Source organism: Companilactobacillus kedongensis (assembly GCF_003946625.1).
GTDB lineage: Bacteria > Bacillota > Bacilli > Lactobacillales > Lactobacillaceae > Companilactobacillus > Companilactobacillus kedongensis.
Map to the genome: position 1 here is coordinate 52,190 of NZ_RHOR01000003.1, position 12,471 is coordinate 64,660.

A 12,471-nucleotide genomic window follows, 5' to 3' on the forward strand; every position below is an offset into this window, starting at 1 on the left:
TGGGATAGGTTGCCAGTTATCCAACAACCAACACCCCGACAATGATCGGAGCAATAAGAGCAGAAAAGCTCAAGAAATCCTTATAAGGATCTCTTGAGCTTTTTTGATGTCATATTTATCTTGTTTGTTATCTATCACCGAAGATAGAAAGGATACTTAAGAAAATATTGATGAAGTCTAGTACCAAGCTGATTGAGGCAACCAGAGCAATAGCACCAAGTGTTTCTGAATTTTGAGCACTGTTATAAATGCGTTTGATGTTTTGTGAATCAAAGGCAATGTAGAATAAGAAGACTACGATAACAGCGATGTTAACTAACAAGGCGGCGACTGTACTGTGGAAGATCAAAATATTGATAACAGAAACGATGATAATTGAGATCAAACCGATCAATAGAGTTCTGCTCCAAGTTGTTAGGTCCTTTTTAGTGAAGAATCCGAATCCGGCAGAAACGATGAATATTACTGAAGTAACGGCCAAGGATTGGATAATGCTTTGAGCTGAGTACAAGTAGAAAACAGGTACCCCGAAAACTGATAGCGCCAACAGGAATGCTACGTAACTGACAAACGTCATTAAATACGAAGTGGTTGCGAAGCGGTTAGCCATGCTGATGAATCCAAAAGCTACAGCAATGACAACTAGTGAAAAGATCAAACTGTGTGCTCCCATCATATTCATGATTGAATATGAAAGTGAACTATTTCTAGCGATGGCGTTAGCCGCGATTGTCCAAAAGGCAACACCTAAACCAGTATACAAATATACTAGTGAAGTGAATCGAGCTAAACCAGCGGTTTTTGCTTTATCTATTGATTGCATTGATTGTCCTCCCTCTCGTGTAAATCATTATAACAATTTTATAATACAATGATAGCATAATTGAGATATTTGGACTTGATGTAGGTCATATGTTAGTTTTTTATATTTTTAGCTGTATTATTAATTTTCCTGTTCGACGGTCTGTTCGGCCATTACTTCTTTGTATAAAGAGATACTTGTACCAATACTGAAAGCTAGAAAAATTGCTATAGAAATAATAAATCCAATTCTACCTACTTTAGATACAGTTTCTTTTTTTGTAAAGAATCCTGTGATCCACATAATTATGAATCCAATTACTACGAGACCGATAATAATCGAAACAGTTGATAATATAATACTCATGAAAATCCTCCAATATTTTTAAGAGCTGTTTTGTCTTTTATATAAATTACGAGAAATAAAAAAATTCTCCCTGAATTTTTCAGAAAGAATTTTATTGTTCTAAAAGTTTTAGCATAGGATTTTCTTCGGGAATTATTTCCGAACTGTCATGTGTGATATGAATATGATCACCATGCTTATTTAGATGATCGGCCTTTTTTTCACCCCAAATAGATAGAGTAACCAGGATCTGGCGCAGTTCCATACCGTCATCAGTTAATGAGTAGACAACTTTGGGAGGTACGGTTCCGTAACTCGTTCTTTGGATAATGCCGTCACTCTCTAGTTCACGTAATTGTTGAGTTAAAACTTTTTGAGAAATTCCCGGCATAATATTTAAGAGTTCACCGTTACGACGTTCTTTCAAACCGATCCAACAAATAAGTGAAGTTTTCCATTTACCTTCGATAATATCTAAGGTCAAATCTATACCTAAATTATAAATAATATTTTTCATAAAGCTTATTCCTCACAATTCTTACCACGCGGTTACTATCTAACTTATAAGTGCGTACTTTTATATTTATTACTCCCAAATTATACTGTAATTGTAAACAAATTCACAATATAAGGTTAGGAGATTTATGAAATGGGAAAATATAAATTTTTGGAGCCATATACTTTTAAGAACGGTGTAACTGTTAAAAATAGAATCGTGATTCCTCCAATGACTGAACAATCCAGTTTGGAAGACGGATCTGTCTCACGTGATGAAACATATTATGCAAGTTTAAGATCAGGTGGCGTGGGGATGTTTATTAGTCCCGTTGCCTATGTAATTCCTAACGGTAAGGGTTTTGAGGGACAATTATCTGCTAGTGATGATAAATTCATTCCTAGTCTAGCCAAAATGGCTAGTGCAATGAAAGGTAATGGAACCAAGGCTATCTTACAAATTTTTCATGCTGGAAGAATGTCTAATAGTGCTATCCTTCGTGGTACACAAACTGAGAGTGCCAGTGCTGTTGCTGCACCTCGTGAGGGAATGGAAACACCAAGAGAATTAACAAATGATCAAATTGAGGAGATCATCAAGGCTTTCGGTGATGCAACAAGACGTGTAATTTTGGCTGGATTTGATGGAGTTGAAATTCACGGTGCTAATACATATTTGATTCAGCAATTCTTCTCACCACATTCAAATCGTCGTACCGATAAGTGGGGCGGTTCAGTTGAGAAGAGAATGAGATTTGGTTTGGAGATCATCAATATCGTTAAAAAGACAATTGATGAATATGCTAAGAAACCATTTATCTTGGGATATCGTATTTCACCTGAAGAAATTGAAGAACCAGGTATTCGAATGGAGGATACTCTCCAATTTATTAATAAATTGGCTGATCAACCATTAGATTACTTACATATTTCTATGGGTAACGCATGGCGCAAGTCATTGAATGATAAGACCGAAGATAGACCAACGATTCTACGTATCAGAGATAAGGTCAATGGTAGATTACCACTCATTTCAGTTGGTTCGATTCAAACACCTGCTGATGCAGAGAAGATCATGGATGCAGGAATTGAATTTGCTGCATTGGGACGTGAATATTTACGTGAACCTCGTTGGATCGAAAAAGTTCAAAGTGGATTAGAAGATACAATTAGATATAGTGTTAACCGTACAGAACTCGATGATCTAGGATTAAATCCTGCATTAATGGACTTCTTGGGAATTTTAGGATTGGATCTTGGCTTTGAAGGTGAGAATAAAAAGACTGAAAACGGCGTAGATGCTGTGTTTAAGGACTAAATAAATATAAAATTCAAAATCCGCCAATAGGAGTTATTCCTAATTGGCGGATTTTTTATGTTGTTATATTTAAAAGAGTATATTATACTGAACTCGTATTTACACACATCTATTTTATTTAATAAGTTAAACCATTAAGGAGAAGAAGATAATGAAATACTCATTTGAAAAGGATTTAGATAACTACGATCCGTCAGAATACATTGATGTGGATGATATCAATCGGTTACTTAATCAAAAAACGGTCAAACATAATTCAAATACGGTTAAAAAATTTCAATTAAGAGATTGGATAAAGAACTTGATTGTAAAACTTGTCAGAAATGGAGTCTATCTTTTAAAAGATTTCAAAGATTTTCTAGTTATTCAATTTAACCAAATAGAAAATAGCTTTTGTTATCTAATTCCATAGCGATGTTCTAACCAAGTAATCACACCACTACCGACAATTATTAAACCAACCGCGGTTGCATGCCAGTATTTATTACGCATAAAGATGGCAATATATTCACGAATAATAGCATTAGGTAAGAAGAATCTAGCCGTATGTGCTCCAACTCCGTCGGCTTTTAAACCGGCTTGTCTGGCAACCATCCCAGCGCGGAAAGTATGATACCCATTAGTAACGAAAATCGTCTTAGCATTGATGGTTTGCTGATCAATGATTTTTTTGGAATAAAGCATATTCTGATAGGTATTCTTAGATTCTGTTTCAGCGATACCATTTTCTTCGGGAAGTCCTTGTTTCAATGCATAGTCCAACATAGCCTTACCCTCGGGGACTAATTCGTCTCCGCCTTGTCCACCAGAGAAAATTATTTTGGCAGATTTGCCAGTTTTTCGTAACTGATTGTAGTAAAATTTCAAGCCTCGATCGATTCTTTGGGCAAGTAGAGGTGATACCCGATCACCATTTAATAAGCCTGCCCCGAGAACGATTATATAATCCTGATTCAACTTGGGACGATTGAATTGGTACAGAACTGCCATGGTCAGATAATTGTAAAACCAGAAGATAACATAGAACAGAACTAGATTTGAAATTAGGATTATCAAGCTGGACCAGGGATGCGGCAATCTGTTATTTATTTCATTGGCAAAGAACGGAAGAACTAGAATTGCTATCCCTAAAATCAGCGTCAACATATTGGCTAGTGAATGGCTTTCCCTTTTCCAGACTACTAGGGCATTCCACAGCAGTAGTAGTGCTTGTAAAGTAAAGAGAAAAGTCATTATTAATATGAAAATAGTAAATATTATCACGCTTATGATGATCAATGGATGATTATTTATTCCTAGGATCGTTATCGCTAATATTGGTAAGAATGTATAGAGAAATAGAGAGAACCAGATACCATTGCTTAAGCGTCTTTTGTCTTTTCGATAAGCAACAGTAAAACAGATTCCAAAAAATATCGGTATTAACCAAAACCAATATAATACGGTTGGAATTGGTACCCAAACTTCTTGATTCATAAAGATTCCTCCAGATTATTTTGTGATTATTTTGACGGTACTGCGACCATCACCAATTTTTTTGATCAATACTTGTTGTCCAATTGCAGTCTTCATAGCATCAATATGGCTAATAACACCAACCATTCGATTTTGCCCAATATTTTCAAGTGAGGCCATAGCTTTTTCGAGAGTTTCATCATCAAGTGATCCGAAACCTTCATCAATGAACAATGCATCTATTTTAACGCCATTAGCTGAGGATTGAACCACTTCGCTTAATGATAAAGCAATCGACAATGCGGCAATAAAAGTTTCACCGCCTGATAATGTGTCGGAAGAACGAGTGGCACCAGTCTCATTATCATAAACGTTGATATCCAGACCATGATCAGTACGTTTGTCAGATCCTTGAGCCGCAATCTCAAAGCTGTAACGATTATTCGATAGATCATTTATAAAGGTGTGATTAGCGTAATCGAGGACTTTACGCAGATAATTTTGAACAACATAGGTTTCGAGTTTCAGTTTGTCGTCGTTTCCGTCTTTACCAGTTATAACATTGTATAAGCTAGTTATTTCAGCTAATTGTTTACCAAAGTCACTTTGACTATTAACGATTTTTTTGATTTTTGAGTAAGTTGAATTGGCATTGTCGAAAGTAAGATTTAATTCGGCTGCCTTTGTCATAGCAGCGTTGTTGAGCTTTTTCTTTTCATTCAAATCTTCTGTAAGTTTGTCAATATCTGGTGTTTTAACGTCGGTTAATTCTATAGTTGTTTTTTGAATATCTTTAGTAAGGAGTTCTTTTTCTTTATTATAGGAAGAAATTATTTCTTTGAGTTCGGAATTTGTACCTTTATTGAGTTCATTGATCCATTTTATTAATATATTTATATCGTTAGTTTTGGCATCGGGGGATGCTAAGGCTTCATCCAAAAGAGCTTGTAATTTTTCGATACTATCTGACTGTTTATCTATTTGTTCAGAATTATCTTTAAGCTGTGTTTTTCCTGATGATAAAGTCAGTTCACTAGTATGTACTTCATTTTTGGATGTCTCCAATTGTGCAGTGTAATCGGCAACGTTCTTTTTCAAATTTCTTTGTTCTTCTGACAATTCTGCACTTGTTTTGTCATTGTTGGAGATCTGTGTTTCTATATCTTTTAAATCTTTTTTGTAAGTTGTCTGTTGGGAGTTTACTTGGGTAAATTTGATCTTATTCTCAGAAATTAATTGATCATTTTCCTCTAGTGAGTTTTCCAATGTAGAAATTTCTTTGGATAATTTGGCAGTTTTTGCTAAATCTGAGTCGATTTTGTTTATTTCTGCATCAAAAGTTTCCTTTATTAAGTTCATATTGAACTCTTTGGGGAAGTTCAATGTGGAAGAATTTGTTAATTTAAGATAGGCAGTTTCAAGATCTGTCTTTGTAGAATGCAAATCAAGCTTTTTTTGCGATAGTTCATTATTAACGGTTTCTAAGTTACTCTGTGCTGATTTCACGTTTTGTTCAGCTGCCGCATAATTTTTTTGTGAGGTATCTACGGCGTTGATTGATTTCTTCAACTCGGTTTCGTCAGCTTGGACGGTTTTGGTTATATGGGGATGTTCAGTTGAACCACAGACAACGCAAGGTTCTCCGGGAACGAGTTCTTGTTGTAATTGAGCAATCATTAATGATTGTCTTGTACCGATTTTTTCTTGATAGTCCTTTTTGGCAATACTTAAGCTATCTTCTTTTGTTTTAAGCTCTTTGTTTTGATCAGAAATCTTGTCTTGAAGGCTTTTGACTTCTGAGTTTAAGTTATTTTGTTTATTCTCAATAGGGGAGAGAATATTTACAAAATTTTCTTTTTCAGATAATAAAGAGTTTCTCTTATCCTGTAAGGAACTAGGATCGATAAGTCGATCCTTTTTTGATTTGATCTCTTCATTTAATTGAGTTGAGATATCGTTTTGTTTATTGATTTTTGTAGTAATAGATTCAATCTGTGGTTTTATTTCTGACAAATTACGATTGATTTTTTCACTATTCATTACTAAAGGGATCAATTTTGAGAGTTCGTCAATTTTTGAATTCTTTTGATCGATGTTTAGCTGTTCTTTGACTAATCCGTCTAGTTTTTTAGATGCGGAATCGTATTTTTCTTGGGCAATTTTTAATTTGGAGTTTATTTCGGATTCAGCGGTAAGACTATTCTTGTTATCCTGCTTAATACGGCTTAAATCGCGGACATTGTCTTTATATTTATTAGCCCAATCTAATTCAGAGACGTCCTGAATTTTTTGATCAATGAATGACTTATTATCAGTAATATTTTTTTGATATTTCTTTTGAAGTTCTTCTAAATGATCAAATTTATTTTTTATCTCATTAGCTCTTTTGAGTTCAGCATCTGCCTTGTTTAAAACCTTATTAGTATCTTTTACGTCAATTTGGGCTTTTGTTAAGGAATCTTTTCTATTAGCAACGAATTTTTTGAGGATGATAATTCTTTGGTCTTTTGCTTCATGTTCGAGAGTTTCCAATTCTTCGTCAGTTAAGTTCATAGAATTTATCTGAGTTTGTAGTTCTGTTTCAAAATCATTATTTTGTTTTCTAGCCTGATCGTATTTATCCTTTAGCTTATTAGAAAAATCTGTAAATATTTGGGTACCAAAAATTCTCTTTAAAATGTCCTTTTTGTCGCTAGTTTTAGCCTTCAAAAAATCTGAAAAATCATTCTGTGGTAGTAGGATGATTTTTTTGAATTGTTCAGCACTAAGTTTTAAAATATCGGAAATTTCAATGCCAACATCTTGTGGTTTGCTGGCAATACTTTGAATTTCCGGTCCACCAACTTTTTCTACGATCCCTAATGTTGCGCTAGTTTTTCTGAGGGTCAGTCCTTTAGCCTTAGTCTTTTTTTCCAACCACTGTTCAGGTGTACGTTCTATCTTATATAAATTATTACCTTGTTCAAAGTAGAAAGTGACACTTGTTGGAGCATCATCAGGTGCAAACTGACTGCGCATCTCTTTAGCATCACGGTCACTAGTTGTATTGGCAAATAAGGCAAAAGTCATTGCATCAAAGATAGTTGATTTACCGGCACCGGTATCGCCACCAATTAGGAATATAGGAGCTTCTTCAAGACGTCTGAAGTCAATGATCGAATGTTCATGTGGTCCAAAATAATTCATCTCTAAATAAACTGGTTTCATTTTATTCACTTCTCAATTCTACAAAAATATCGTCGACGATCGATTTTTGTTCTTTTGATAATTCATTTCCGGTAATTGATTCAAAAAATTGATCGACTACACCTTCATTGCTAAGTTGATTTATATCTTGAGATTCTGATTCAATATTTTTCTTTTCAATATTTTTATAATCCAATTCAACTACTGTTCCATATATATCTTGTAGTTGAGCACGAATATTAGTTGAAACATGCTTTGTCCGATCAAAATCTCTAATAGTAATGGCAAACCAATCCTGATCAACTGGTTGTTTGGAGTAGAAGTCCGGATCAACTAATGTTTCCCAAGTTTCATTTAAAACGATGAGATCAGTTCCTGGTGTTATTTCTCGCAAATCATCTTTGTCAGGTTCTTTTTCAGTGTCAATGATATAAAATCCTTTGTTGGCGGTGGCTTTAGCTTCCTTAACGTTAAATTTTATAGGGCTGCCGCTATATCTGATATGTTCACTAGGGGAGGCAAATCTAGTGTGAATGTGACCTAGCATGACGTAATCGAATTTATCAAATTGAGCGGCATTTAAAGTTTCCAAGCCACCGACTTTTGAAGTTGTTTCACTAGTCAGGTCAATATCTTTAGCACTTGGCGAAATGGCAAAGTGTGTTACTAAAATATGTTTCTTTTTGGGGTCGAATAACTTATACATATCATCTAAGACTAGTGACATAGCATCCCCGATCGTTCTGATGTTTTTAACGGAGTCTTCATCTAAACCTTGTTTTTGATAGTAAACTCGAGCGTCCATTGGATCAAAAAAGGGCAGTAAGAATAACTGTGCATCAGATGTCTCGACTGGTTTAAAAGCTTCCTCCAATAGTGTATTAATGTAAAAATTATTGAACTCCATCCAGTCTCGTCCGTAATTCATACGTTTAGCGCCATCGTGATTTCCAGAGATCGCATAGATAGGAAAGTGGTTATCAATATTTAAGGTTTTAAACATTTCGTTTAAGGTAGTGATTGCTTCGGTGCTAGGAATGGCTCGATCGTAAATATCACCAGCAACGACTATTCCATCGACCTTTTCGTCTTTAGCAATTTGTAGAATTTGTTTGAAAGCATACTTTTGTTCATCTAGTAATGAGTAGCCATTCAGAGTGCGGCCAATATGCCAATCAGCTGTGTGTAGAAGTTTCATATGTGTTCCTCCCAATCTAGTTAATTGTAGCAAAGTGAGTGAGGCAAGACATGATCAATAATATAAATTTGGATTTTGTAGTCTCCGTCTCCAGGACTGAGAATATTTGCCTGCTATGCGGACCGACCCGAGCCACTGTCCTGGGTCTCAGTTTGAAGCCTTACCACAGACCGGTAAGTCTCCAAACTCGCCCGGTGGTGTAATTGCTAAAGCAATAACGCCACTCTCATAGCTGGCAAATATTCTCAATCCTTTCGACTTAATTCAGGTAGTCATAAAAAAGTTGCATCACGTCTGATTTTTTAAACGTGATACAACTTTTTCTTTTTTAGTTCATAATTTATTATTCAATAGCTACTTTTTTTAAGGCATCTTGGACTGCTTCTTTGATGGCGGCACTGGAAACTGAGGCACCAGAGACTGCATCGACATCTGTTGAATTGGCTTCAATGATTTCTTGAGGTAACATTCTCACTGCTTTGGCACCGTAATCTTCAGATTCACTTTGTTTGAGAATTTCTACGTTCTTAATATCTGATCCGTCCATCGTAACGCGAACTACGATTTCATTACCCATACCGGCGTTGGATCTGCCAATATATTGATCAGGACCAGCTTCAAAGGTTTCCTTATCGTTAAACTTTAAATTAACCTGTTTACTAGCTGACGTGGTGGCATCTGGAGTTAGAGATTTTTCTTTAGCGGCATTCTCACCGGCAATTTTACCAAAAATTAAGTCTTCGGCTAAATTGCTACCACCATTGTATTTGCGGCCCATCAAACTACCCAGTTCTCCAGCTGCATATAGATTAGGGATAACGTTGTTGTCGGTATCGATAACTTCGGTATTTTCATTATGAACAGGACCACCAACAGTATTTAATAGTCCTTGAACAAATGCTAAAGCGTAATAAGGACCGTCATCAAATTCTTCTAGTGTTTCGGGTTCACGATTGAAGGCAAAGTCGCGCTTCTCTTTAGAAAATTTATTAAAGTCAGCAACGGTTTGCTTTAAATTTTCAGCGTCAACTTCGATTTTAATGGCCAACATATCTAAAGTATCAGCTTTAATAACGGAGTTTAGAAATTCAGGATAGGGGGCATTTTCATCATTATTTAGTTCCTTAAACTTCTTAGCGTCAAAAATAACGTAAGGATGTAGTTGAGCATTGGGAACTCTCCACTGACCATGATTTTGAATATGGCCATGTCTATGGATCTCGTTTTCATCAAAATAGCGAGTTCCGTCATCTCCTACAACAAAGACACTTCCACTATGGAGTTGTGGCCAATCAAATGGCAAAAATTGTGCACGTTGGCCAGCGGCTGGCTTAGGAGTCAGGCCATGGAAGATACCATATGATTCGTAGTTTGCCATGTTATAGAGTTTTGCCCCGATGTCCTGGGCCATTGATACACCCGCACCTTTGTTATACAGAGAGCCGATAGGGTGTAGACTTGTTTCTCCCAAATAGTTCTCAACCATTTCAGGATTATTTTCAAATCCACCGGTGGCAAGAACAACACCATTATTAACTTTAATATCTAATAACTGGTCGTTTTGCTCAATTTGAATGCCAATGATAGTTTTGCTGTCAAAATCTTGGATAAGATGTTTGGCAGGTGTCTCATATAAAACATCAATTTTATCAGCACGGTCAGTTACTTGTTTACGTAAATTTTTCCATAGAGCTGCGTCGGCAACCCCTTCGTGAACAGCTACAAGTTCATGAGTTGCTTCACCTGATAATTCCGGATACTCATGTGCCATAAAATAGAGTGCCTTTGAAACAGGGGAATCTGGATGTTTTCCCATTATAAAGGGTTTAACGCCTAAATATTTTTCCAAGTATTCGGGAATTTTATATAGTCCCTCAACATATTTATTCATTAAATTTTTGTCATATGAAAGTGGATCGGCAAGTGCATCATAGTAGTTTTTTAAATCATCCAAGTCGTCACCAGAGGCAATAACTTGTCCGGCATAACGAGTATTTCCACCTTCGTGGCCTTCAGGGGCAGAATCGACTAGTAATACCTTAGCACCATTATCAGCTGCAAAACGGGCAGCAGTTGCCCCGGCACCGCCGAATCCCAAAACAGCTACATCATATATTGCATCCCAAGCGCTGTATCTATTTTTGAACATTTCCATCACTCCTTTATTTCTAGTATAGAGCTTATAAACGATTAAATATATTCCAAATTAAATATTTCACAATATCTATTATTAGAGTTATCATAATCGTATTAAGATAATTGGAGGGGTATGAATGACAAAATATAAATTTTTGGAACCATATACTTTTGCAAAAAAGGGTATTACTGTGAAAAACAGGATCGTAATACCACCAATGACTGAAATGATGAGCTTCTCAAATGGTGAGGTCACGAGAGACGAGCTTAGATATTACAATATTCACACTGGTGGAGCTGGTATGTTCATTACCGCTGTTGCCAATGTAAACGATGAGGGTAAAGGCTTTGAGGGTGAATTAAGTGCCGCCGATGATAAATTTATTCCTAGTTTGACTAGTTTAGCTGACACTATGCACAAGAATGGTACTAAAGCTATTTTACAAATTTTCAGTGCCGGACGAATGACTTTTAAGTCAGTACTTCGTGGCAAACAACCAGTTAGTGCCAGTGCTGTCACAGCTTTACGTAATAATTCTGAGGAACCAAGAGCTTTGAGTGAAGAAGAAGTTGAACAAACTATCAAAGACTTTGGACAAGCAACTAGACGTGCTATTCAAGCTGGATTTGATGGCGTTGAAATTCATGGTGCAAATACTTACTTGATCCAACAATTCTTCTCACCACACAGTAATCGCCGTGATGACAGATGGGGTGGCAGTCTTGAAAAGAGAATGGCCTTTCCATTTGCTGTGATCGATGAAGCACAAAAAGCTATTGATAAATATGCTAAAACACCATTTATTCTTGGTTATCGCCTCTCACCTGAGGAAGTCGAAAAGCCAGGTATTAGAATAGAAGATACTTTAGCATTTGTTGATGCAATTAAGAATAAACCAATCGATTACTTACATGTATCAATGGGTGATGTATGGCGCAAGTCACTCAATGATAAGTCGATCGATACACCATTAAACCTATTGATCAAGGAACACTTGGGCAAAGATATTCCATTGATCGGTGTTGGAGACATTCAATCACCAGCAGATGCTGAAAAAGTGCTCGATAATGGTATCGAATTTGCAGCTATCGGACGTGAAAGCTTACGTGAACCAAATTGGGTTCAGAAGGTTGAGTCTGGTGATGAAAATGCCATTCGTTATACATTATCGTTGTCAGATCACGATTCTCTTGGACTTTCAGGAACATTCTGGGAGTTCTTATTAGCATCATTTAGACCTGGATTACAAATCAGCAGTGATGCTCAAACGGACCGTTCATTGTTTAATAACGCTTTGGATGGCATATTTGCTGGGGCAAAATAGTAGTTTTTTTGCCGCCTACGAGCACGAGGATGTTGGCCTGCTGTGCGACCGACACGAACCAAGGTTTCGTGTCTCGATTTCAAGCTCTGCTGTCGCAAATCTCGAAATCGTCGGTTCCGTAAGCACAGCTACGCTGTACTAACGCAACTTTCACTGCTGGCCAACATCCTCGTGCTCTCCGGCTAGTTTTAAATAGTATATGAAAAAAGAT

Annotated in this window: 10 protein-coding genes; 3 read left to right on the forward strand and 7 right to left on the reverse strand. The window is 36.4% G+C overall.

What is annotated here, in order from left to right:
- Window positions 1–127 precede the first annotated feature (127 nt).
- From EKM60_RS02955 to EKM60_RS02965, 3 genes are all read right to left on the reverse strand, one after another.
- Complete coding sequence (locus EKM60_RS02955) at window positions 128–823, reverse strand: Bax inhibitor-1 family protein (protein WP_125676519.1); 696 nt, start codon at window positions 821–823, stop codon at window positions 128–130.
- 120 nt (window positions 824–943) lie between these two features.
- Window positions 944–1,168: a hypothetical protein gene (locus EKM60_RS02960; RefSeq protein WP_125712287.1), complete on the reverse strand. Its 225-nt coding sequence runs from the start codon at window positions 1,166–1,168 to the stop codon at window positions 944–946.
- A 91-nt stretch (window positions 1,169–1,259) separates the two neighbouring features.
- The gene (locus EKM60_RS02965; protein ID WP_125712289.1) at window positions 1,260–1,664 is read right to left on the reverse strand and encodes a winged helix-turn-helix transcriptional regulator; all 405 of its coding nucleotides are present in this window, start codon (window positions 1,662–1,664) and stop codon (window positions 1,260–1,262) included.
- A gap of 132 nt (window positions 1,665–1,796) precedes the next feature.
- Here EKM60_RS02965 and EKM60_RS02970 point away from each other — a divergent pair, with 132 nt between their 5' ends.
- Together EKM60_RS02970 and EKM60_RS02975 are read left to right on the forward strand one after the other, a co-directional pair.
- A complete protein-coding gene (locus EKM60_RS02970; RefSeq protein ID WP_125712291.1) occupies window positions 1,797–2,960 on the forward strand; it encodes an NADH-dependent flavin oxidoreductase in 1,164 nt (387 codons plus the stop codon).
- Between the two features lie 151 nt (window positions 2,961–3,111).
- A complete protein-coding gene (locus EKM60_RS02975) occupies window positions 3,112–3,372 on the forward strand; it encodes a hypothetical protein (protein WP_125712293.1) in 261 nt (86 codons plus the stop codon).
- Here the strand turns inward: EKM60_RS02975 and EKM60_RS02980 are convergent.
- The 4 genes from EKM60_RS02980 to EKM60_RS02995 all read right to left on the reverse strand — a co-directional run bounded on the left by EKM60_RS02980 (window position 3,357) and on the right by EKM60_RS02995 (window position 10,948).
- Window positions 3,357–4,436, reverse strand: a complete 1,080-nt coding sequence (locus EKM60_RS02980; RefSeq protein WP_125712295.1) for a YdcF family protein — start codon at window positions 4,434–4,436, stop codon at window positions 3,357–3,359. The genes EKM60_RS02975 and EKM60_RS02980 overlap by 16 nt on opposite strands.
- A gap of 15 nt (window positions 4,437–4,451) precedes the next feature.
- Entirely contained in the window at window positions 4,452–7,622 is a 3,171-nt protein-coding gene (locus EKM60_RS02985) for an AAA family ATPase (protein WP_125712297.1), read from the reverse strand.
- Between the two features lies 1 nt (window position 7,623).
- A complete protein-coding gene (locus EKM60_RS02990) occupies window positions 7,624–8,799 on the reverse strand; it encodes an exonuclease SbcCD subunit D (RefSeq protein ID WP_125712299.1) in 1,176 nt (391 codons plus the stop codon).
- A 343-nt stretch (window positions 8,800–9,142) separates the two neighbouring features.
- On the reverse strand, window positions 9,143–10,948 hold the full coding sequence (locus EKM60_RS02995) for an FAD-binding protein (protein ID WP_125712301.1): 1,806 nt from the start codon (window positions 10,946–10,948) through the stop codon (window positions 9,143–9,145).
- 124 nt (window positions 10,949–11,072) lie between these two features.
- On the opposite strand from EKM60_RS02995, the gene EKM60_RS03000 reads away from it, so the two are divergent.
- Window positions 11,073–12,260: an NADH-dependent flavin oxidoreductase gene (locus tag EKM60_RS03000; protein WP_125712304.1), complete on the forward strand. Its 1,188-nt coding sequence runs from the start codon at window positions 11,073–11,075 to the stop codon at window positions 12,258–12,260.
- Window positions 12,261–12,471 lie beyond the last annotated feature (211 nt).

Excerpts from the sequence above, each read along its gene's own strand:
- EKM60_RS02955 (WP_125676519.1), bottom strand. The coding sequence starts at position 823 with ATGCAATCAATAGATAAAGCAAAAACCGCTGGTTTAGCTCGATTCACT.
- EKM60_RS02960 (WP_125712287.1), bottom strand. The coding sequence starts at position 1,168 with ATGAGTATTATATTATCAACTGTTTCGATTATTATCGGTCTCGTAGTA.
- EKM60_RS02965 (WP_125712289.1), bottom strand. The coding sequence starts at position 1,664 with ATGAAAAATATTATTTATAATTTAGGTATAGATTTGACCTTAGATATT.
- EKM60_RS02970 (WP_125712291.1), top strand. The coding sequence starts at position 1,797 with ATGGGAAAATATAAATTTTTGGAGCCATATACTTTTAAGAACGGTGTA.
- EKM60_RS02975 (WP_125712293.1), top strand. The coding sequence starts at position 3,112 with ATGAAATACTCATTTGAAAAGGATTTAGATAACTACGATCCGTCAGAA.
- EKM60_RS02980 (WP_125712295.1), bottom strand. The coding sequence starts at position 4,436 with ATGAATCAAGAAGTTTGGGTACCAATTCCAACCGTATTATATTGGTTT.
- EKM60_RS02985 (WP_125712297.1), bottom strand. The coding sequence starts at position 7,622 with ATGAAACCAGTTTATTTAGAGATGAATTATTTTGGACCACATGAACAT.
- EKM60_RS02990 (WP_125712299.1), bottom strand. The coding sequence starts at position 8,799 with ATGAAACTTCTACACACAGCTGATTGGCATATTGGCCGCACTCTGAAT.
- EKM60_RS02995 (WP_125712301.1), bottom strand. The coding sequence starts at position 10,948 with ATGTTCAAAAATAGATACAGCGCTTGGGATGCAATATATGATGTAGCT.
- EKM60_RS03000 (WP_125712304.1), top strand. The coding sequence starts at position 11,073 with ATGACAAAATATAAATTTTTGGAACCATATACTTTTGCAAAAAAGGGT.